Below are 21,132 nucleotides of genomic sequence, written 5' to 3'. Positions count from 1 at the left end.
CCGCCGCAGCTTTACAGCTGCTTGTGCATGCGCGCCAGCGGCAGCTTGATGTCATCGGGCAAGTCGAGGTGAAACTCTTCCGTCACGGCAAAGCCGCTGGCCAGGTACAGCGGCACGCCGGGCAAGGTGGCGGCCAGTTCCAGGGCGGTAAAACCGGCGGCCAGCGCCTGGCGTTCGCAATGGCGCATCAGCATGCTGCCCAGGCCCTGGCGCGCGGCGCCTGGTTCGACAAAAAAGGCGCGGATGCGGCCCGGCTGGCTGGCCGGATCGAGCAACGGGTCCGGCCCGCTCTTGGCGCGGTCGGCGCCATACAGGGTGGCGCGCTGGCTCCAGCCGCCGCAAGCCAGCATGGCGCCATCGCGTTCGATCACGAAATACGTCCGGTCCGCCACGAGCTGCGTATCGACGCCGAACACGTGGCGCGTCACGGCCTCGGCCTGTTCCTGCGTATAAAACCCCGCGCTCAGCGCCACGCCGGAACGGGCGATCAGCGCATTCATTGCCGGCACATCGGCCGGCAGCGCCACGCGCAAGCGCGTCAACGCGCCAAAGTTGAACCAGGCACGGCTGATGCGTCCCTGCTCTACCTCATACGTCGCCACCAGTTCCTGTGCCGACACGCCATCGTCCGTATCGCCATGGACGATTTCATGGTCGATCACCAGCTTGCCGCAGGCTATACGATTGAGCAACTGCGCCCGCGGCCGGCTTGCCGCGAAACGGGCCGTGAAACGGGGGCCGATCTGCGCGCCGCCCTGTGCCAGCAGGGTATCGGGGTGCTGGAATTGCTGCGCATCATCTGCGTAGATGGCCAGCAAGGCCGGCACGTCGTGCGCGTTGTAGGCGTCCAGTTGCGCCTGGACCACCGCCGTTGGCGAAATGAGTGTATCGTTGGCAAGCGCCATGCGTGTACCTGTTGTGGAGTGGGTGGAAAGTTGCAAAGGGTAACATTGTCACCTCTGTCGCGACGCAGTTTACTGCGATAATAACAAGATTCGTCGCAAGAAACATATTCAGGCGTCACCAATCAATCGCAAATCGCAGCAGGAGTAAATATCATGAAATGGGAAGGCAATCGCGAAAGCGACAATGTGGAAGATCGCCGTGGCGAAGATGGCGGCGGAGGCGGCGGTGGCGGCTTTGGTTTTGGCGGGCGCTCGATCGGCATCGGCACCATCGTCATCGCCCTCGTCGGCTCGTATGTACTGGGCGTCAATCCCTTGACCTTGCTCAATCTGCTCAGCGGCGGTGGCGGCCAGATCAGCACCCAGCAAAGCCAGGCGCCGGCGCGCCAGCCGCCCGAATCGGACGAGATGGCCCGCTTCGTGAAAACCGTGCTGGCCGATACGGAAGACACGTGGGGCGCCCTGTTCAAGGCCGAGGGCGGCAGCTATGTGAAACCCAAGCTGGTGCTGTTCTCGGGCAGCACGCCGACGGCCTGCGGCACGGGCCAGAGCGCCAGCGGGCCCTTCTACTGCCCCGGCGACCAGAAAGTCTATCTGGATCTCGATTTCTTCAATCTGATGCAGCAGCGTTTCAAGGTCTCGGGCGAGTTTGCCGAAGCGTACGTGATCGCGCATGAAGTGGGCCACCACGTGCAAAACCTGATGGGCTTGTCCGAAAAGGTCGACAATGCGCGCCGCACGCAATCGGAGCGCCAGGCCAACGCCATGTCCGTGCGCCTGGAATTGCAGGCCGACTGCTTTGCCGGCGTGTGGGCGTATCACGCGAACGCCGACCGCAAGATCCTCGAGCAAGGCGATGTGGAAGCGGCCCTGAAAGCGGCCACGGCCATCGGCGACGATGCGCTGCAGCGCCAGGCGCAAGGCCATGTCGTGCCGGACTCATTTACACACGGCACCTCGGAGCAGCGCGTACGCTGGTTTACCAAGGGCATCGAGAGCGGTCAGATTGCCCAGTGCAATACCTTCGAGGCACGCCAGTTGTAAATGATTCACGAGGACACACGCATGCCGCCCTGCCGGCCGGCATGCGTCTATCAGGGCAAGCTGACGTCGTAGCGCTTGCCCAGTCTTTTCAGCTCGCCCGTCTCGATCAGGTTATTCAGTTCCTGGTCGAACTGCACACGCAACTTGTCGAAAGTGGGCGAACGGGGGAAGGCAAAATAGCCGTTTTGCAGTTCGATAATTCTGGGCAGGGGTTTCACCTGGCGTCCATAGCCGAGGCGGGCGATGACGGGATCGGTATTGCGGCGGTTGCTGACGAAGACGTCGACGTGATTGTGCACCAGCATCTTCAAGCCATTTTCCACGTTGTTGGCCACGCTGACCTGCAAGCCGGGCCGCATGCGCTCCCATTCCGCGCCATACGCCCAGCCATTGAGCAGCACCACCCTGCGGTTATTCAGCACCGCGTAGTCGCCGTCCCAGCTGAAGCTGGCGTTCTGGCGCGTATAAAAGACCATCTGGTCCTGGTAAAACGGCTTGTCGGAAAAGGCCATGCTGGCAATGCGCTCGGGCGTCTTGTAGGGACCGATCAGGATATCGGCCTGGCCCTGCACCAGCATGGCTTGCGCGCGCGCCCACGGCACCATGCGAAAACGCACGGTGTTACCCGTGCGTGCCGCCATCAGGCGCAGCAGTTCCGCGCCCAGTCCGCCATACTCGCCACCCTCCTGATATTCGAACACGCGTTCGAACTGCGCGCCCACGGCCAGCAGCTCGCGCGCCTGCAGGGGCGCGGCAAATGCCGGCCACAGCAGCGCCAAGGCCAGCAGGCGCCGCCCCGCTTTTTTCATCAGCCGACGATGCGCAAGGAGTAATCGGTGGCCCGCACATCCTTGGTCAGGCTGCCGATCGAGATGCGGTCCACGCCCGTTTCGGCAATGGCGCGCACGGTGTTGAAATTGATGCCGCCCGACGCTTCGAGCAAGGCGCGGCCACCGGTCAAGGCCACGGCTTCGCGCATCATGTCGTTGCTGAAGTTATCGAGCAAGACGGAGACAGCGCCCGCATCGAGCGCTTCGCGCAATTGCGCCAGGGTTTCCACCTCGATTTGCACGGGAACGCCCGCGTCGAGATTGCGCGCGTTTTCCAGGGCCTGGCTGACGCCGCCCGCGGCCGCGATATGGTTTTCCTTGATCAGGATGCCGTCGTACAGGGCCAGGCGCTGGTTCTTGCCGCCACCGACGCGCACCGCATACTTTTGCGCCAGGCGCAGGCCCGGCAAGGTCTTGCGCGTATCTAAAATGGACGCCTTGGTGCCGGCGATCACGTCGACATACTGGCGCGTGGCCGTGGCCACGGCGGACAGCAGTTGCAGGAAATTGAGGGCGCTGCGCTCGGCCGTGAGCAAGGCGCGCGCCGGCGCTTCAATCGTGCAGACGACGCTGTCGGCCGTCATCATGTCGCCTTCGGCGTAATGCCAGGCAATGTCGATGCTGCGATCCAGGCTTTTCATGATGCCTTCGAACCACGGCGCGCCGCACAGCACGGCCGCTTCGCGCACGATCACACGGGCAGTGACGATGTGGTCGGGCGGCACCAGCTCGCCCGTCAGGTCGCACTGGCCCACGTCTTCCAGCAAAGCAGCCAGCAAATTGCCTTCGAACGCACGCGCCAGGGCCGGATCGAAAGGGGCGAAAGAATTAACGAGGGTACTCATGCTGGACCGATTCCTTGGAACAATGTGGTTTCTTTTGCCAGGTCCGCGCCCGGCTTGAGGCCCGCCTTCTTGGCGGCGGCGAAGTCGAGCATGCGGTTGATCGAGCGCACGGCCAGCTGGCCGACGGCAGGATCGACGTGGATTTCGTTGTGCATATTTTCCAGCGTCTGCGCCAGGTTCAGCAAGCCGTTCATGGCCATCCACGGGCAGTGCGCGCAGCTCTTGCAGGTGGCGCTGTTGCCGGCCGTGGGCGCTTCGATGAAGCGTTTTCCTGGCGCGGCCGCGCGCATCTTGTGCAGGATGCCGTTGTCGGTGGCGACAATAAAAGTGTCCGTGTCCATGGTTTGCGCTGCCGCAATCATTTGCGACGTGGAACCCACCATGTCGGCCAGCGCCACCACGTTGGCAGGCGACTCCGGGTGCACGAGCACCTTGGCTTGCGGATATTCTTCCTTGAGCAGATCGAGTTCGATGCCCTTGAATTCGTCATGCACGAGGCAACTCCCCTGCCACAGCAGCATATCGGCGCCCGTCTGCTTCTGGATGTAGGAACCCAGGTGCTTGTCGGGTGCCCACAGGATTTTCTTGCCCTGCGCATGCAGGTGGGCCACGATGTCGAGGCCGATGGACGAGGTCACCATCCAGTCCGCGCGCGCCTTGACGGCCGCGCTGGTGTTGGCGTACACCACCACCGTGCGGTCCGGATGCGCGTCGCAGAAGGCCGTGAATTCATCGACCGGGCAGCCGAGGTCGAGTGAACAGGTCGCGTCGAGGTCGGGCATTAATACCGTTTTCTCGGGACTGAGGATCTTTGCCGTTTCACCCATGAAACGCACGCCGGCCACGACGAGGGTCTTGGCCGGATGGTCGCGCCCGAAACGGGCCATTTCCAGGGAATCGGAGACGCAGCCGCCCGTGGCTTCGGCCAGGTCTTGCAGGTCAGCATCAACGTAATAGTGGGCAACGAGCACGGCTTCGCGCTCGATCAGCAGGCGCTTGATGCGCGTGATCAGTTCGGCTTTTTCAGCCGGGGACGGCGTCGCTGGCGTGCGTGCCCAGGCGTGGGCAGTGCAGCTGGCTCCGTCTTGTGGATGTTCGTACTCGACGGATTTGATGGCTAAAGTTTGCATGGCTGTGTCAAACAAAAACGGGATAGACCGGCACGATTGCAATAAAGCAGTTGCGCCGGAACGAATGGACCGCGGCGCGTCGGTGTGGTGCTGGCGGATGACGTTGTAATGTCGGATTACGCTGCGCTAATCCGACCTACGCGACCTACGCGACCAACTCACCCTGACGTAGGTCGGATTAGCGCACAGCGCGTAATCCGACACAACGTTACCCTAAAAATTAATCAATACCCTGGCTCTTGAGGTAATCCTCGTAATTGCCACGGTAATCGACCACTTCATCTTCCTTGATCTCGATGATGCGGTTGGCCAGCGAAGAAACGAATTCGCGGTCATGCGACACGAAGATCAGGGTGCCCGCGTATTTTTCCAGCGCGATGTTCAGGGACTCGATCGATTCCATGTCCATGTGGTTGGTCGGTTCATCGAGCATCAGCACGTTGTGGCGGCCCAGCATCAGCTTGCCGTACATCATGCGGCCTTTTTCACCGCCGGACAGCACCTTGACGGCCTTCTTGACATCGTCGCCGCCGAACAGCAAGCGGCCCAGGATGGAACGCACGGCCTGGTCGTCGTCGCCCTCTTTCGTCCACTGGCCGATCCAGTCGGTCAGGTTCGTGTCCTTGGCGAAATCTTCCGTCGGGTCTTGCGGCATGTAGCCGACGTTGGCGTTTTCCGCCCACTTCACGCGGCCTTGATCAGGCTGCAAGCCGGCGATATCGCCAGCGATGCAGCGCAGCATGGTGGTCTTGCCGGCGCCGTTGGCACCGATGATGGCGATGCGTTCGCCCGCCTCGACCATGATGGAAAAGTTCTTGAACAGCTGGCGGTCGAAACCTTTCGAGATGTTCTCGACTTCCACGGCCAGGCGGTGCAATTTCTTTTCGCCGTCGAACCGCACGAACGGATAGGCGCGCGACGATGGCTTGATGTCGTCGACCTTGATCTTTTCGATCTGCTTGGCGCGCGACGTGGCCTGGCGGGCCTTCGACTTGTTCGCGGCGAAGCGGCGCACGAATTCCTGCAGCTCGGCAACCTTGTCTTTCGCTTTCGCGTTGTTGGCCAGCTGCTGGTTGCGCGCCTGGGTCGAGGCGAACATGTATTCGTCGTAGTTGCCTGGATAAATCTTCAGGGTGCCGTAGTCCATGTCGGCCACGTGGGTGCACACCTGGTTCAGGAAGTGGCGATCATGGGAAATGATGATCATGGTGGAGTTGCGCTCGTTGAGCACGTCTTCCAGCCAGCGAATCGTGTTGATGTCCAGGTTATTCGTCGGCTCGTCGAGCAGCAGGATGTCCGGGTTCGAGAACAGCGCCTGCGCCAGCAGCACGCGCAGCTTCCAGCCTGGCGACACATTGCTCATCGGGCCTTGATGCAGGTCGATGGCGACACCGGCGCCCAGCAGCAGTTCGCCGGCGCGCGATTCGGCCGTGTAGCCGTCGTATTCGGACACTTTTCCTTCCAGTTCGGCCGCCTGCATGTAGTCGTCGTCCGTCGCTTCCGGGTTCGCGTAGATCGCGTCGCGCTGCTGGATGGCGGCCCACATTTCCGTGTGGCCCATCATGACGACGTCGAGGACGCGCATGTCTTCAAACGCAAACTGGTCCTGGCGCAGCTTGCCCAGGCGTTCGTTGGTATCGAGCATGACGTTGCCGCCCGACGGGTCCAGGTCGCCGCCCAGGATCTTCATGAACGTCGACTTGCCGCAGCCGTTCGCGCCGATCAAACCATAGCGGTTGCCGTCGCCGAACTTGACGGAGATATTCTCAAACAATGGCTTGGCGCCAAACTGCATCGTAATATTTGCTGTAGATAGCATGTGATATTGGGTCTTTATTCAGTTAAAACAGCTAGTTAAATACTTTTCTCCCATTATACAGCACCCACCCTCATCACTCTATAGTGGTCCGCCGAGGGCGCCACGAGTGCATGCAGAGAAATAATGGCAAGAAAATATGATTGCCGTATTTCCATTTAGCAGATACGCTGCGCGGCATCCGTTTTCTCCCCTCCACCTTACAGGCATCACTTGAAAAAAATCACCATCGCCGCCGCCGTGGCCGCCGCTGCCCTCGCTGTCACCGCCTACGCTTCGCCCTACTATGCCTTGCACCAGATCAAGACCGCGCTGGCCGAACGCAATGCCGACGCCCTGGCTGAACACGTGGACTTCCCCGCCCTGCGCGCCAGCGTCAAGACACAACTGGAGGCCAGCATGGCGCGCAGCATCGCGGCGACCGCCGGCAGCGACAACCCGCTGGCCGTGCTGGGCCAGTCGATCGCCAGCGCCATGCTGGGCAAGATGGTCGACACCATGGTCTCGCCCGCAGGTGTCGTCGCGCTGGTCAACAAGAGCGCCATCAGCCCGCAGGCGGATGCGAATACGAACGCGGATACGCCCGCCGACGGCGCGCAGAAAAAGGCCGAGTATTCGGCAGGCTACGCCGGTGTGAACACCTTCGTCGTGCGCGCGAAAAATGGCAATGCACAGGACGGCGCGCTGGTCCTGCTGCGCCATGGCGTGTGGGGCTGGAAACTGAGTTCGATCGAGATTGCGTCGGCGATGGCTGCACGTTAACCGGGAAATTTCATGCTGAAACACCCAGCTTTATCGCTGGCAATCGCCCTTGCCAGCGCCACGCCACTCGCCCATGCCCTCGATGGCACGACCGGGAGCAGCCATTCTGTCACCTCGCGCATGCGGGCGGAAACATCCACGGCCGCCGATCATGACGCCCCCGCCCTGCTGCCCGTGCCCAGCGACATCTCGCTAGCCGAACTGGAGCGCCGCCTGGCATTGGGACAGGCGCAGGCCGCTGAAAAACACCATACGAGCGCGCTCGATCCGGCAACGCTGACCGGCCTGGCGCGACAGATGGGATGCCAGGATATCGTCGGCGTGCAACCGTTCGGTTTCCCGCTCGATCCAGCGCAGCCCACCGTCCTCAGCGGCGCCCACCTGCTGGCCCGCTGCCCGGACCGGGCCTACGTGACGATCACGGCGATGTCGATGGCGGGCAAGACGGGCAAGCGCGCCAGCATGGCGGCGCAATCGTTCAAGCAGACGGTGGATGGCAGGCCCGCGCGGCGCCTGTACTACAAGGCGCCCAACGGCCGCCAGAAGGAAACGCTGACCATCATCGATGGCAGCTATGCGTATGCGCTTGAGTACTGGTCGCTCGACGACAGCCAGCAAGGCGGCATGGTCGGCAAGCGCCGCATGGACACATTGACGTTGCAATAATAAGCGGGCGAAAATAGTCAAAATACTGTATATTTATACAGTTATTTACTATTTGCCTGCCCAGCATGCCTGCACACCCGCTCAGCGAATTACCCTACACCATCTGTGTCAGCGCCACGATCGACGCGGAGGTCGAACAAACCATCCTCGAGGGCTTGAACGCCTATAACGATGCGATCACGGGATACCAGGACAGGCAGGTATTGAGCGTGGTCGTGCGCGACCGCGACAGCCAGCGGGTGCTGGGCGGCGCCATGGGCCGGACCTCGCTGGGCCTGCTGTTTCTCGATTTGTTTTACTTGCCCGCCGCCTTGCGAGGCTTGGGCCTGGGCAGCCAGATACTGGGGCAGTTCGAAGAAGAAGGACGCCGGCGCGGCTGCGGCTCGGCGGTGCTGTACACCATCAGTTTCCAGGCGCCCGAATTTTACGAGCGCCGCGGCTGGCGCCGCTTCGCCGACATTGCCTGCAGTCCAGAAGGGACGAGCCGGGTATTCATGAGCAAGACCTTGTAGGCTGTAAACAGTAATGGCTGGCGGCAACGCTGCCACCAGCCACTGTCAACCACGGTCAACAAGCGCTGCTTACATGCCCAGCGACTTGAGCAGATCGGCGTTGTCGTCGTCTTCCGGTTCCGCCGCAGGTGCGGGGGCGGCGTTACGTTCGCGGTTCGCGAATTCGCCATCCATCAGCGAGTCGGCGTCGACTTCGCGCGAATCGAAATCGTGCAGCTTGATGAACTCGGTACGGTCGATCGCCAGTTCCAGGTAGAAAATATTGTTCTTTTCCGTGTAGAAAGTGACGCGACGCATTTCCGGGCGGTCCAGCGGCGTGTCGACGCTGAGCATCACCTGCTTGTTCAGCACCAGCATCTTCGGCTGGCTCTGGGTGATGTTCGTTTGCAGCTCGCGGCGTACCTTGCCCGTAAAGTCGCCCACGATCTGGTTCATCAGCTCGCCCATGATGTTCGACACTTCGTCCGACGTGTAGAAGCTGGCCAGCTCCGACTTCGGCATACCCATGTGCAACATGTAGCGCTCGTAGATTTCCATCGCCGTATCGGCGGCAAAATTGAGCACGACCAGGCCCGTGAAACCGCCATCGAACATCACGAAGCAGCCGATGTCCGGCTTCAGGCCCGTCTTGGTGATGCGCTGCACCATGCCCGAATAATTGACCTTGCTTTGCGTTGCAACGTTGAGCACCCGAACCACCGAGTTGCACAAACTCATCAACAAATCTTCTGTACCGTACACAACATCCTTTTCTGCATCCATGAGCAACCTCTCCTACTATTTTAAAGATGACAGCACTGTTCCCTGCCCGCCGCGAGCCGAAACACGACCGTTTCGCTCAGCAAGCGGACGACTTCACCTTTGCATGCCTGACCTTGCGTGGCAGCGCGCGCCGCGTTGCCGCCGGCCCGAACCGCCCTCTTACCTTTTTCTGTATAGAAATAAGTATCATGCGCAGAATACCGAGATGTAACATTTCCGTCCAGCCATACCTGCATTTACTTGACGATCTGTGCGGAAATACCATACCTGGCCAGGTCACGGGCATGGTCGCAGGAAAAAGTGACTAGAAATCAAGTGCGCGCAACACCACGCCGCTGACCAGCAGATCGCGGCTCAGGTAGGAGAAGGCACGCTGGCCGATGCGCAGGCGGTGAGTGTCGAAGATGGCCAGCAAGTCGCCGCCCTGCCCCTGGTCCAGGCTGTGCAATGCCGTGACGGTGATGCGGCAGGTCTTTTCCGCCCCGAAGACGGACAAATGGAAGCGGATGGCGTCACCCGCCTGCTCGAGCGCGATGCTGTCGCGCAGGATTTCATAAGGCATGGTCTCTCTCCCTGCGGTAGGCCGCATGCGCTGGCCGGGCGCGCCCGTTCATGTGGTGAACGGGGCGGCAGGATCGGCATACCGTGGCAGGTCGATGATGAAGACGCAGCCATGACCAAGGACGCTTTCCACGCTCAACACGCCGTCATTCGCCTCCACGCTGCGCCGGACAATCGACAGGCTTAATCCCGGGCCGCTATTGTTCGCGCCGCCTTGCGTAAATGGCAGAAACATGTCATCCGCCGCCTCTGGCGACAGGCCGGCGCCGTTGTCCTCCACCTCGATCTTGAGCCGCTCGCCGCTGGCATACGCGCGCAGAACCACGGTGCCATTCCGCGCGCCGAACATGAAGGCATTCTGCAGCAGGTTCCCCACGGCGGAGAGCAGCAAATCCTTGTCCGCATTGAGCCGCAGCAAGGGGGCGACCTCTTCCACGACCAGGGTGCAGCGTAGCAAGTCCGCTTCCAGGCGAGCCGAATAGCTCAGTTCACTAATGAAGTTGTTCAAGAAAAAAAACGAACGTTGCAAGGTCAGGCCCGCCTCGACCCGCACGTCCGCCAGGGAACGGTCAATCAGGGTGCGCAAACCCACCAGACTGCGGTCGAGCACGGCGCCAGTCGCGCCCGACAGACCCATGCCACCGTGCTTGAGCGCGGCGACGGCGAGGCTGGCCGTTCCCAGGTGATTGCGCAGTTCATGGCCCAGGTAGCCGATGCGCTGGCTCAGTGCCAATGCCTGTTCGTCAGCGATCAGCACATCGCGCCGCTGGATAAATTCGGACACGGCTTCGGCGATGCCGTTGTCGAGGCAACGGTTCAGCGTCCTGAATTCCTCGACGGAGAATTGCTCCTCCATGACCACGGCAAGGTCGCTGACAGCCTGGCACAGGTCGCCGTAGTCGTGTACGACCTGGCTGACGGAATAGCCGAGCGCCAGCAATTGCCCGCCGTGCGTCGCGGCACTGTGGGCCAGTTCCGATGTGCCTTTCGCACTGCCATCGGCGGGGCCGGAAATGGCCAGGCTTTGCGCTATCTTGCCTGCTTCTTCCGCCCTCAGGGTACGGATCAGCTGATCGAGAAAGATGGGAACGCCATGTTGCAACTGACGCTCGCTCGGCAAGCGCAAGGGCCTCTTGGCGACTTTTTCACGGCAACGGCGCTCAAGCTCGGCGCGATTATCCGCTAGGAATAAATGCATCATGCTGTTTCCTGCTATCTATAATGACTGACAAGCAACCAAGACTACCGGTAGCACACGCAAGCCACCGTCTGTTACCGAACATAGTTGTTTACCCGCATATCGTTGCGCACAGGACGCATCCGGCATCCCCATATGCTATTGTCATCGGACACATCACCAGGCAGGAGCCATGCATGAGCAACATCGTTACCAGCGTCTCGTTCCGCTACATCGATCCGCGCCACAAGGAACCGGGCCCGAGCAGGGAATTCATCAATCAAAACATCCTGCTGCCGCCAGGCGCCCATCTGCCGCGCATGGGCGAAGCGATCGAACTCATGCACTGGGACTTGAACCGCGACATGAAATCCGGCGTGTATTCGGTCCTGTTCGTCCACACGCGCATAGCTTTGTTTGATGGCAACGACAAGCCTTCCGGCTGGCATACCACGATCACCGTGGGACCGCAGTCCGATGAAATCGACGAGCGCTTCCTCACCGCCCCCTCCTGACAACCGTGCGGCCCTTGTTGCGATCAGGTCCGGCCACCTAAAATAATGCTTTATATTAAACATGATCGTGACGGCAACCGGTGGCGCTGCCGCGCGCAATGCAAGGAAGTCAATGAGCACACTGTTAGAGCAGGCAACACAAGAAATGACGACGGCCATCCACGCCTGGTTCGATGAGCGCCTGCAGCGCACGGACCTGGAAGACGCTGTGAACCGGACCACCTTGCAGATGGGTGTCTTCAATGATTTATTACTCGACTACAAACCGGGCCGCACCACTGCCGATGAAATCGACCTGGGCTTCGGCGACGACGTGCGTCCCCGGACGCCGGCGCGCCTTGATGATGCGCAAGTGCGTGACTTGATCGCGCCACAGTTGGTGGCGCTGGTGCAAGCCCGCCTGGCGCCGCTGGTGGACACGCCGATGATCGACTACCGCTTCACCTTGCGCGGAAAGTTCCAGACGGCGCAGGGCAAGCTGCACCTGACCTTGCTGGAACACGTCAACGACGGCAAGCGCCAGGCCTTGCTGAAAAACATACATGCGTATATCGAACAAAAGCTCACGCATGGCAGCAGGCCGACGAAAAAGCTGGAAACCTTCTTCCTGACGCGCCACCTGCTCGATCCCCAGCTGTTTCCGCAGCCCGATATCGCCTGGACGATCGCGCAATTCGAACGCATCGAGCAGCTGAACAAGTCACGCCCGCAGGCACTGACCGAACATCGCGGCGATATCATCCGGGCCGTGTCGGCGTGGGCGGAAAAACAGTTCCTGCCGCGATTTTATGATGTGCAGAAATCAAGCTACCGCAGCGCGGAGTACACCTTGAAAGCGGACACGGCGCCCGATGCGCAAGCGCTGCCAGCGATCGACCTGCTGCTGTATGGCGCTGTGATGATCTTGCGTCACGAACCGAGCTATGCCAAATCGACCGGCCTCACATTCCTGGAAATCGCGCGCGAGCTGGGCAGCGAACGGGCCGTGCGCATGCTCAAGGAAGGCAGCGGCACCTTCCCCGATGCCGACATCCACGTAAAAAATACGCTGCTGGAATGCCGCGCCAACGATGTGTTTGCCACGATCAACATCACCATCACGCAGGAAGAAGAAGGCGCGTATGCGCAGGCGCTGGCCTTCATCACGCATTTGCTGCAAGCCGGCTTTCCGAAAAGCTATCAGATCAAGCTCAAATCCAAGGCCAAGGCATATTTGCCGATCAAGGGACTGGCGAAATCCGATACGCACCGCTTCTTTGCCAACGCCCTCGCCCATGCGTCCCTGCGGCCGCAACTGGAAGCGTATGCGCGCGCCGCCATCGAGCAATTCGAATTCTATGCCGACACGGAAGGCGAAAAGAATTGCATGCCCGGCAGCTATGCCGTGTTTGGGCTGGGCTTGCTCGATGCCCGCTATTTCCCGCTCGTGCAGCACTACATGGCCAACGTCGACGAGGAACACCAGTCCGTGCAGGACCAGTTCACGGCGGCCTTTGCCGAACAACACGGCATCACGCGCGACTCCGCTCCCGTGCTGGCGGCGTGCCTGCGCGCATGCACGGATAACGCAAAGGTCAAGATCCAGGCGGAACTGGAGGAGGTGGAAAAATTGGACCTGTTCTGCCAGCAACTGCAAGGGCTGGACGGCTATCTGGTCGAGCACATGCTGTATCCCGTCTGGGGCAAACTGGAAAAACTGGCGGCACTGGCGCGCAAGGCGCAAGGCCGGCGCAAGGAGCTGCTGCTGGCCTTGCTTGAAGCGGCCAGCAAGGCGCACGCCTGAAGTGTGCAACGTTATGACTTTCACCATCTATAATGCGGGCGCCGAAATTTCCACAAAGCATCTTTTGGCGCCAGACATTGAATCATGGAGAAAACACATGCACAAGCCATTTCCTGCCGCCAGACTGCTGGCCGCCACCCTCGCCGCCGCGCTGATGCAGCCCGCCATGGCGGCTGAACCCACGGCCGTCGAACTGGCGCCGCTGGCCGTCGCCGACCTGTATATCAAGACCATCATCAACCAGGATGAAGCCAGCGTCGCCAAACTCAACGCCTACCTGCGCCCCACGCGCCTGGCGGGCCATCAAAGCGCCGAATACGCGTCGTACAGCGCCCTGAAGGCAGCGGACGCCCAGTTTCCAACGCAAACAGGCAAGCTGATCGCCGACCTGTTCCCCGCCGACATGCGCGCAGCCGTCACGCCGGCCGCCGAACTGCTGGCCGCCAATGTCATCGCCGCCAAGAATGGCGCCGTGTGCCAGGCCACGAAGGCGGACCCCGTGACGGTGCAAAACGGCATGCAAACGACGGCCGTCAGCTTCGAATGCCAGGTCGTCAAGGTGCCCGTGGCATGGGCGCCTGCCGCCCAGCAACTGGCGAAGAGCGGCTGCAAGGTCGAGCAATGCACGGCCGGCCTGCAAAAGATCGCCGCAACCTACACGAGCTCGCCAAAGCAGACATGGCGCGCCGTGTTTGCCGTCAGCCGCGAAAAGAACTCGGAAGCCTGGCGCAACGATTTCGCGCGCGAAACCTTCGATGAGATCTGGGAATACCTGTAATCTTTCACGGAGCTATACACTGCCGATGGACAAGCCCAAACTGACCCCAGTCGCCCAGCCCGCAGGCTTGGCCTTGCTGCGCATGCTCGCCCCCGAGCATGTGGAGGTCACGCTGGGCGCGCAAGTGCTGGCGCAAGATCTGCACGCCCTGAACGGCAAGCAATTGCTGGCGCTGCTGCGCCGGCTGCGTGCCGCCCAGTCCAACCAGCAACACTATGCGGGCGCCAGCGTCGAGCAGGCCGAACAGCTGTTCGGCGCCGCCATCGCCGCCGTCAAGGCCGAGCTGGCCACGCGCCCGCACATCCCCAACAAGCAGGAAGCCAAGGCCTTGCGCCAGGCGGCGGCAAAAAAGCGCTGACCGGGGCGCAAGCTGGCCGTTCCGTGCACGCAAGAACGCCAGCCCCCTTCTATAATCGCAAGCTCTCTTGTTTCCGCTATTGAAAGACGCCCATGCCCACACGATTTTTCCGCCACGTATTTTGCTGCGCCGTGCTGGCCTTATCCAACTTGGCGGCCGCGCAGGCGGCCAGCCTCCTGCCCATCGGCCCCATCGACGCGCGCGTCGTCTGGCAGGAACGCTCGCTGTCGGCTTGCCGCAGCGAACAATCACCGACGGCGCCCGACGTCTGCCTGCTGCGCACCATGCAGCGCAGCGGCGCGCGTCCGCAAGCCATCGCCGCGGCCAGGATGCTGGTCAAGGCAAACAAGGCGGGCTTCATCTCGGCCTGGCGTCCGCTGGGCAAGGCGGCTCTGGCCACCGTCACCTATCCGTTTCGCGCCAACACGAATGAAGGCACCTTGCTGATCGGCAGCGATGGCGCGGCCATCGACGTCGACGAAGGTTCCGTGCGCGAGGAAGACCGCGCCACGCCGGCCTGGCGCGCGTTTGCCGCCGCCCATCCGGACTCCGTCCCGTTTGCGCCCGGCGATTTCGTCGGCAGCACGGCCACGGACGATGGCGGCCAGCGCCTGCTGTTTTCCACGCCCCTGATGACCTGCCATGCCTGCGCCGAGGATGGCGCGCTGCTGATTGCCTACACGCTCGACAAGGCCGGCATCGTGCGCGAGCGGCAACTCTTGACGATCAAGTAATGCTGCATCAAAGATAAGATAGAATCGCCCGATGGCATGTCCATACGAGTACATGCCATCGATCCAACTCTTATCACAGGAAAACATGCGCCGCCCCTGCCTTGCACTGCACCTCACCGCCGCCCTGCTGCTGTCCAGCCCCTTCCATCTCGCCACTGCCGCGCCCGCCGTTACCGCGGCCTCCAGCGCGGCCACGCCGCTCATCATCGGTGAAAGTTTCAACATCGATTCGCAGGCGCTGCAGGAAAAGCGCCACATCAATGTGTACATGGCGCGCGCCTGGGATACAGCGCCCGATGCACCGCTGCCCGTGCTGTACATGCCGGACGGCGGCGTTGCGGAAGATTTCCTGCACGTGGCCGGCTTGCTGCAAGTGTCGGTAGCGAATGGCACGATGCGCCCCTTCATGCTGGTCGGCATGCAAAACACGCAGCGCCGGCGCGACTTGACGGGGCCGACGGACAGCGTGGAAGACCGCAAGATCGCCCCCGTGGTGGGCGGCGCGTCCGCCTACCGGGCCTTCATCCGCGATGAACTGATGCCGGAAATTGCGCGCCGCTACCGCACGACGGGCGAAACGGCCATCGTCGGCGAATCGCTGGCGGGCCTGTTCGTCGTGGAAACGTATCTGATGGAACCGCAGCTGTTCGACCATTACCTGGCATTCGACCCCAGCCTGTGGTGGAATCGCGGCGCCCTGCCGCGCGAAGCGGCAGCCTTGCTGGCCAAGGGCAAACCAGGCAAGCGCAGCCTGTACCTGGCGTCGAGCAGCGAGTCAGGCATCGCCATCGAAGTGCAGCGCCTGGCCGACGTGCTGGAGAAACAGGCGCCGCCCGGCTTGCAATGGCATGTGGAAAAAATGCCAGAAGAAACCCATGGCACGATCTATCACCCGGCAGCCCTGAAGGCTTTCCGCGCCGTGTTCAAACCGCAATAAGCGGCCGGGCAGCAAGACATGGACAAACTGTAATCTGGCGCGGGGCTTGCCCGCCACATCGGGCGGGTAAAATCGGCGGCCCTTCTTTCCCCGCACGATTACCGATACCCATGAGTTTTCTTCAACTATTTATTCTTTCCATCGTCCAGGGCTTCGCCGAGCTGCTGCCCGTGTCCAGCTCCGCCCACGTCATCATGGCGGAGAAATTGATGGGGCTGGATCCCACGTCGCCGGAGCTGACCATGCTGCTGGTGATGCTGCACACGGGCACCATGTTCGCCGTCATCGTGTATTTCTGGACATCCTGGCGCGCCACGTATTTCAGTTCGGCCAGCGCCTTTCGCAGCAATGTCCTGCTGCTTGCAGCAGCCACGGCCCTGACGGGCATTGTCGGCTTTGGCTTGCTGAAGGGCATTACGCACGTCATGAGCAAGGATGCGCCCGGCTTTGAAATCGAACACCTGTTCGGCAACGCGAAACTGATGGCCGCCGCGCTGGCCGCCGCCGGCGTACTGATCATTGTGTCCTCACGCCAGCAAGCGCGCCAGCATGGCACCTTGTCCATCGGCAAGGCGATGGTGATCGGCGCCGTGCAAGGCCTGTGCCTGCCCTTCCGGGGATTTTCCCGCTCGGGCGCCACCATTTCCGCCGGCATCGCCATGGGCGTGCCGCAGCGCCGCGCCGAAGAATTCAGCTTCGCCCTGGCCGTCGTGCTGACGCCGGCCGTGCTGGTCAAGGAAGGCTGGCGCTTTTACCAAGCCGTGGCAAATGGCAGCCTGGACCATCTGGAACACGGCAACAGCCTGCTGCATCTGCTCGGCCCCAGCCTGCTGGGCATGCTGCTGTCGTTCCTGGCCGGCTTGCTGGCCCTGCGCTGGCTGTCGCGCTGGCTGGAACAGGGGCGCTGGCATTTCTTTGGCGCGTATTGCCTGCTGGCCTCCTTGGTGGTGCTGTACGTAGGGTAAAATCGCCGGGTTTATAGTTTGCAACTACCCATCCCAGCCAGGTTCTACTGAAAGCCAACGATGAATTTCGCCGCCACCGCCGCCCTCTCGCTTGCCATGTCCACCGATGCCTTCGCGGCCGCCGTGGGCAAGGGCGCCGCCCTGCACAAGCCGCAATGGCGCGAGGCGCTGCGCACGGGCCTGATTTTTGGCGTCATCGAAGCCATCACGCCCATCATCGGCTGGGCCCTGGGCAGCGTGGCGGCGCCCTACGTGGAAGCGTGGGACCACTGGATCGCCTTCAGCCTGCTGGGCATCATTGGCTTGCTGATGATACGCAATGCCTTGAGCGATAGCGACGAGGAGGAAGCGCCGGCCCAGTCGCACTCGTTCTGGGTACTGGCCGTCACCGGTCTGGCGACCAGCATCGACGCCATGGTCGTGGGCGCGGGCCTGGCCTTGCTGGGTGCGAATATTGTCGTCACAGCCGCCGCCATCGGCTTTTCCACCTTCGTCATGGTGACCCTGGGCGTGATGCTGGGCCGCGTGCTGGGCACGGTGGCGGGCCGGCGTGCCGAACTGGTGGGCGGCCTCGTGCTGATCGTCATCGGCTGCGTGATCCTGTACGAGCATATTGGCCATCCGGCCTGAGGTCCGGACAACCGATGCGCGCGGCCCCGGCGGCGCGCTTTGTGCTACATTCAATGCTCTGCATTCCTGTCTCACAAGGTGACCATCATGGAAACTATTGAGCTGCTTTTTGCCTCGCTGGTGCGCGAAACGGCCGAATCGATACGCGACCACCACGTTCCTTTTGCCATCAAACATGACGAGCGCGCCTATTTCGAGTGGATGGATGGGCACCCGATCAATGGCTATATCCAGGAAGCCTATCGGGAGATTGAGGAAACGGCCCAGCAGATCCGCGCCATTCGCGCTGGGTGATGACGGCTGCCGCAAGCTACTGCGCGGGGCGCCTTGCGGCTGGCGATGCTCACCGCACTTCAGTGCGGTTGCGCTTCTCAGCCACACATCCCCTCCGCTCGCTACGCTTGCGGCAAACGTCGATACGCTCGTTAAAGCTTTTCTGTGAACGTATTGATTCAAATCAAACACTCAACCGTTCCAATCGAATGGATAGTCCAAAGCCATGACAATCAGGTCTGGAGGCGGGAGACATGGATCAGGGACAAAAACACCAGATCAGGGGCTATGAATTTCATGTGGCGGGGGCGCTGGAGAAGGATGGGCGCTACCGGGGCATGATTTTGATCAGCAAGCGCGGCGATACGCAGCAGGTGTATGCCAAGCCCGTATTGATAGAAACGCCGAGCAGTTTCAAGTCCGTGCATGCGGCCCTGATCGAGGCATCGGCGTATGCGCAGGAACTCATCTATAACGGCGCCATCAAGGCCTTGCTGCCGGCCGATGCTCAACTGGCTGGAAAACAGGCGTCGCAGCCGCCGGATTTCGTCGGCAACTGACACGGGCAAGCCCATCCGGTCATTCGGGACCGTGCGTATAATGACGCGCTTTCCCGGATGAAAACTCAACACCATGGAATTTGTGAATTTACCGCTGGTCTTTCTCGTCGGCTGCGCGCTGATCGCCTTGCTGGCCAAGAAAAACGGCTACTCTTGGTATCTGTTTTTCTTCGCAATTGCCGTTCCCGCACCCCTGCTACTGCTGGCCTTGCCCCATGTGCTGGGCGTGGAGACCGCATCGCTGACCTCCGTACGCCTGGGCGCCGCCCTGCTGCTGCCGTTCGCCGGCCTGTTGCTGGCCTTGCGGGGCAAGCGCTAAGGCCGCCTCAGCGTGCCGGCACGCCATCGGCCAGGCGCCAGCCGATCGACAAGGCCAGTTGCTGCGCTTCTTTTTCATTGCTGCAATCTTCATAGTCGCAGGTATCCGCATAGGCGCCGCACGCCTGGTTCTGGCTGACATACGAACCTACCCAGCGACCATCGCGGCGCTGGCTGGCCGTGGCGCTGATGATAAAACCTTTGTGGATGGTGGGATTTTCAAAAGACATATTTCCTCCGAGGCGAGAGCGTCAGGGACCTGACAGACCTCACTGTGCGCCCGCGCGCGTAAGCAGTCTGTACGTTTGATCACACACAGAAAGCACGCACGCGCCTGCCTCTCGGCGCCCGGCAATCAGGTATGATTTCAGCATGTGTGGACGACTCGATCAAAATGGCACGGCGCCCGAGCTGGCGTCATCATTCGGCTGGACCGACGCGGTGTTCGACAGCGAGGCCGAACCGCACCTGAACGTGTCGCCTGGCACTTACCGGCCCGTGCTGCATATCCAGGATGGCGTGCACAGGGTCGACGATGTCTTCTGGGGCTACCGCCCCGCCTGGGCCGCGCAAGCCGTGCCCGCGCCCGGCAAGAAAAAAATCCCCATCGCCATCAATGCCCGCCTGGAAAAACTCGCCGGGTCCTACTGGAAGCCCCTGCTGCGCGCGGGACGCGGCATCGTCTGCGTGGACGGCTGGTATGAGTGGACGGGAGAAAAAGGCAGCAAACAGCCGTGGCACATCCACCGCAAGGACCGCGCGCCCCTGTTCCTGCTGGCGCTGGCCCAGTTCGGGCCGTACAAGCACAGCCGCGAAGAAGCGGGTTTCGTGCTGGTGACGGCCGACAGCCTCGGCGGCATGGTCGACATCCACGACCGCCGGCCCGTGGCCGTCAGCCTGGAAGACGCGCACCGCTGGCTCGACCCCGCTTTGACACCGGAGCAGGCGCTGCACCTGGCGCGCACCTGCATGCTCGACGAGGAGCTGTTCGAATGGCATGCCGTCGATAATCCGCTCGTGCCATCGGCCAAACCCAAGCCGCCGCCACCGGCCGCGGCGCAAGGCGCGTTCGACTGGGGCGACTAACTCAGGCGGGCAATCGCGCCAGACGGCGCCACAGCGCTTCCATCGGCCCCTGGCGGAAATGTCGCAGCCAGTAGCGGCTCAGCAGCACCTGCCCTGCCATGATCAGCACGGCCAGTCCCAGCATCTCGGCCGGACGCAGTGTTGCGCCCCAGCCCAGGCCCGATCCCTGCAGCAGCCAGGTGCCGATCAGCGATTGCAGCAGATAATTGCTGAGCGCCATGCGTCCCACGGGCGCCAGCCATACCGCTAGCCAGCGCAGCATGAAAGGACCGGCCAGCATCAGCGCCGCCACATAGCCGGCCGCCAGCACGGGGCCGCCGGCGAACAGGCCCACTTCGAACAGGGCCGTGTCGAACACGGTTTGATACGGATCGGCCACCTGCCACGCGACGGCGCCCGCCGCCAGCAGGTTGAACGGCAAGCCCACACCCAGTCCCACGGCGCACACGCGGCGCCACAGCAGCTGGTGGCGCTGCGGCTGCGTCAGCCAGCCCAGGCGCGCGGACAGGATGCCCAGCAGGAACAGCACGATGATGTGCGGCAGCATGACGATGGCGTACAGCAGGGAAACGAGGAAATCGTTGGCGCGCAGTCTGGCCACGGCCAGCACATTGCCCTGCGTGTAGATGGCGTAACGCTCCGCAAAACCTTGCAGGTCGCGCGCAATGTCCGGCGCACCGCCCTGCTGGCCCACGGGAATGAGCAAGCACATGAACAGCAGAAAACCGGCGGCCACCAGCCAGGCGCGGTTGCGTATGCGGCTCAGTTTGGCCGCTGCTAGCGGCAGGATCAGCATGCCGGCCACCGCATACGAAGTCAGCACGTCGCCGCTCCAGATAAGGAAACCATGCAGCAAGCCAAACACGAGCAGCCAGCGCAAACGGCGCCGATAGGCCGCTTGCGCCTGCTCCCAGCTGCCCAGCTGGCGTTGCAGGGAACGTGTCTGCAGGGCAAAGCCGGCGCCGAACAAAAAGGCGAAGATGGGATAGAACTTGAATTGCGCCAGCGCCGCCACGCCGAAAATGACGAGCTGATCCAGCACGGGCGGCTGCGCCGGCAAGGTACCGTAGCGCAGGGACAAGGTGCCCCAGGCAAAGCCCCAGATATTCACCAGCAGGATGCCAAACACGGCGATGCCGCGCAGCACGTCGAGCTGCAGCAGCCTGCCGGGCTTGGCGCTCATGG

At 61.9% G+C, this 21,132-nt stretch carries 26 protein-coding genes; 16 read left to right on the top strand and 10 right to left on the bottom strand.

The genetic code is table 11. From position 1 onward, the window contains the following. Positions 1-11 precede the first annotated feature (11 nt). Entirely contained in the window at positions 12-905 is an 894-nt protein-coding gene (locus tag V3C40_RS03455; protein WP_331776523.1) for a GNAT family N-acetyltransferase, read from the bottom strand. A gap of 153 nt (positions 906-1,058) precedes the next feature. On the opposite strand from V3C40_RS03455, the gene ypfJ reads away from it, so the two are divergent. Then, complete coding sequence (gene ypfJ / locus V3C40_RS03450; protein ID WP_331776522.1) at positions 1,059-1,949, top strand: KPN_02809 family neutral zinc metallopeptidase; 891 nt, start codon at positions 1,059-1,061, stop codon at positions 1,947-1,949. 50 nt (positions 1,950-1,999) lie between these two features. Here the strand turns inward: ypfJ and V3C40_RS03445 are convergent, their stop codons facing one another. The 4 genes from V3C40_RS03445 to V3C40_RS03430 form a co-directional block, all read right to left on the bottom strand. Then, on the bottom strand, positions 2,000-2,758 hold the full coding sequence (locus V3C40_RS03445) for a substrate-binding periplasmic protein (protein ID WP_331776521.1): 759 nt from the start codon (positions 2,756-2,758) through the stop codon (positions 2,000-2,002). Continuing rightward, positions 2,758-3,624, bottom strand: coding sequence for a carboxylating nicotinate-nucleotide diphosphorylase (gene nadC / locus V3C40_RS03440; RefSeq protein ID WP_331776520.1), 867 nt, complete (start codon positions 3,622-3,624; stop codon positions 2,758-2,760). Before nadC ends, V3C40_RS03445 begins: the two co-directional genes overlap by 1 nt. Next, positions 3,621-4,754: a quinolinate synthase NadA gene (gene nadA, locus V3C40_RS03435; protein WP_034756048.1), complete on the bottom strand. Its 1,134-nt coding sequence runs from the start codon at positions 4,752-4,754 to the stop codon at positions 3,621-3,623. Before nadA ends, nadC begins: the two co-directional genes overlap by 4 nt. Before the next feature lie 220 nt (positions 4,755-4,974). Next, positions 4,975-6,573, bottom strand: a complete 1,599-nt coding sequence (locus tag V3C40_RS03430; RefSeq protein WP_034756044.1) for an ABC-F family ATPase — start codon at positions 6,571-6,573, stop codon at positions 4,975-4,977. Positions 6,574-6,783: 210 nt separating this feature from the next. Here V3C40_RS03430 and V3C40_RS03425 point away from each other — a divergent pair, with 210 nt between their 5' ends. From V3C40_RS03425 to V3C40_RS03415, 3 genes are all read left to right on the top strand, one after another. Next, positions 6,784-7,332, top strand: coding sequence for a DUF2939 domain-containing protein (locus V3C40_RS03425; protein ID WP_331776519.1), 549 nt, complete (start codon positions 6,784-6,786; stop codon positions 7,330-7,332). A 12-nt stretch (positions 7,333-7,344) separates the two neighbouring features. Next, complete coding sequence (locus V3C40_RS03420; protein WP_331776518.1) at positions 7,345-7,998, top strand: hypothetical protein; 654 nt, start codon at positions 7,345-7,347, stop codon at positions 7,996-7,998. 65 nt (positions 7,999-8,063) lie between these two features. Further along, complete coding sequence (locus V3C40_RS03415) at positions 8,064-8,510, top strand: GNAT family N-acetyltransferase (protein WP_331776517.1); 447 nt, start codon at positions 8,064-8,066, stop codon at positions 8,508-8,510. A gap of 69 nt (positions 8,511-8,579) precedes the next feature. Here the strand turns inward: V3C40_RS03415 and V3C40_RS03410 are convergent, their stop codons facing one another. From V3C40_RS03410 to V3C40_RS03400, 3 genes are all read right to left on the bottom strand, one after another. Beyond that, the gene (locus V3C40_RS03410; protein ID WP_034756036.1) at positions 8,580-9,272 is read right to left on the bottom strand and encodes a DUF3334 family protein; all 693 of its coding nucleotides are present in this window, start codon (positions 9,270-9,272) and stop codon (positions 8,580-8,582) included. Between the two features lie 304 nt (positions 9,273-9,576). Next, on the bottom strand, positions 9,577-9,834 hold the full coding sequence (locus V3C40_RS03405; RefSeq protein ID WP_034756033.1) for a DUF1488 family protein: 258 nt from the start codon (positions 9,832-9,834) through the stop codon (positions 9,577-9,579). Between the two features lie 48 nt (positions 9,835-9,882). Continuing rightward, on the bottom strand, positions 9,883-11,034 hold the full coding sequence (locus V3C40_RS03400) for a sensor histidine kinase (protein ID WP_331776516.1): 1,152 nt from the start codon (positions 11,032-11,034) through the stop codon (positions 9,883-9,885). 173 nt (positions 11,035-11,207) lie between these two features. Between V3C40_RS03400 and V3C40_RS03395 the strand changes: the two genes are divergently transcribed. The 11 genes from V3C40_RS03395 to V3C40_RS03345 all read left to right on the top strand — a co-directional run bounded on the left by V3C40_RS03395 (position 11,208) and on the right by V3C40_RS03345 (position 18,862). Further along, the gene (locus V3C40_RS03395; RefSeq protein WP_070302530.1) at positions 11,208-11,525 is read left to right on the top strand and encodes a hypothetical protein; all 318 of its coding nucleotides are present in this window, start codon (positions 11,208-11,210) and stop codon (positions 11,523-11,525) included. Positions 11,526-11,637: 112 nt separating this feature from the next. Continuing rightward, positions 11,638-13,308, top strand: a complete 1,671-nt coding sequence (locus V3C40_RS03390) for a DUF6138 family protein (protein WP_331776515.1) — start codon at positions 11,638-11,640, stop codon at positions 13,306-13,308. A 97-nt stretch (positions 13,309-13,405) separates the two neighbouring features. Then, positions 13,406-14,086, top strand: coding sequence for a hypothetical protein (locus V3C40_RS03385; protein ID WP_219328964.1), 681 nt, complete (start codon positions 13,406-13,408; stop codon positions 14,084-14,086). A 25-nt stretch (positions 14,087-14,111) separates the two neighbouring features. Next, positions 14,112-14,444, top strand: coding sequence for a hypothetical protein (locus V3C40_RS03380; RefSeq protein ID WP_331776514.1), 333 nt, complete (start codon positions 14,112-14,114; stop codon positions 14,442-14,444). A gap of 92 nt (positions 14,445-14,536) precedes the next feature. Further along, entirely contained in the window at positions 14,537-15,178 is a 642-nt protein-coding gene (locus V3C40_RS03375; RefSeq protein ID WP_331776513.1) for a hypothetical protein, read from the top strand. A gap of 85 nt (positions 15,179-15,263) precedes the next feature. After that, complete coding sequence (locus V3C40_RS03370) at positions 15,264-16,115, top strand: alpha/beta hydrolase (RefSeq protein WP_331776512.1); 852 nt, start codon at positions 15,264-15,266, stop codon at positions 16,113-16,115. 110 nt (positions 16,116-16,225) lie between these two features. Further along, the gene (locus V3C40_RS03365; protein WP_331776511.1) at positions 16,226-17,080 is read left to right on the top strand and encodes an undecaprenyl-diphosphate phosphatase; all 855 of its coding nucleotides are present in this window, start codon (positions 16,226-16,228) and stop codon (positions 17,078-17,080) included. Between the two features lie 60 nt (positions 17,081-17,140). Then, positions 17,141-17,710 carry a manganese efflux pump MntP gene (gene mntP, locus V3C40_RS03360; protein ID WP_034756017.1) on the top strand — a complete coding sequence of 190 codons (570 nt, stop codon included), beginning with the start codon at positions 17,141-17,143 and terminating at the stop codon, positions 17,708-17,710. A gap of 87 nt (positions 17,711-17,797) precedes the next feature. After that, positions 17,798-18,004 (top strand): hypothetical protein, encoded by a 207-nt coding sequence (locus tag V3C40_RS03355; protein WP_034756014.1) that lies wholly within the window; start codon positions 17,798-17,800, stop codon positions 18,002-18,004. A 233-nt stretch (positions 18,005-18,237) separates the two neighbouring features. Beyond that, complete coding sequence (locus V3C40_RS03350) at positions 18,238-18,543, top strand: hypothetical protein (protein ID WP_139089211.1); 306 nt, start codon at positions 18,238-18,240, stop codon at positions 18,541-18,543. A 73-nt stretch (positions 18,544-18,616) separates the two neighbouring features. Beyond that, positions 18,617-18,862, top strand: coding sequence for a hypothetical protein (locus tag V3C40_RS03345; RefSeq protein WP_331776510.1), 246 nt, complete (start codon positions 18,617-18,619; stop codon positions 18,860-18,862). A 7-nt stretch (positions 18,863-18,869) separates the two neighbouring features. Here the strand turns inward: V3C40_RS03345 and V3C40_RS03340 are convergent, their stop codons facing one another. Next, positions 18,870-19,091: a hypothetical protein gene (locus tag V3C40_RS03340; RefSeq protein ID WP_331776509.1), complete on the bottom strand. Its 222-nt coding sequence runs from the start codon at positions 19,089-19,091 to the stop codon at positions 18,870-18,872. Positions 19,092-19,233: 142 nt separating this feature from the next. On the opposite strand from V3C40_RS03340, the gene V3C40_RS03335 reads away from it, so the two are divergent. Beyond that, positions 19,234-19,947: an SOS response-associated peptidase gene (locus V3C40_RS03335; RefSeq protein ID WP_331776508.1), complete on the top strand. Its 714-nt coding sequence runs from the start codon at positions 19,234-19,236 to the stop codon at positions 19,945-19,947. 1 nt (position 19,948) lies between these two features. On the opposite strand, the gene V3C40_RS03330 is transcribed toward V3C40_RS03335, so the two are convergent. Continuing rightward, positions 19,949-21,130, bottom strand: a complete 1,182-nt coding sequence (locus V3C40_RS03330) for a DUF418 domain-containing protein (protein ID WP_331776507.1) — start codon at positions 21,128-21,130, stop codon at positions 19,949-19,951. Positions 21,131-21,132: the final 2 nt, after the last annotated feature.

Origin of the sequence: Janthinobacterium sp. LS2A (assembly GCF_036543145.1) — a bacterium.
Lineage (GTDB): Bacteria > Pseudomonadota > Gammaproteobacteria > Burkholderiales > Burkholderiaceae_D > Janthinobacterium > Janthinobacterium aestuarii.
Note: the sequence above shows the minus strand (reverse complement) of the source record. Positions and strands in the feature narration are given on the sequence as shown.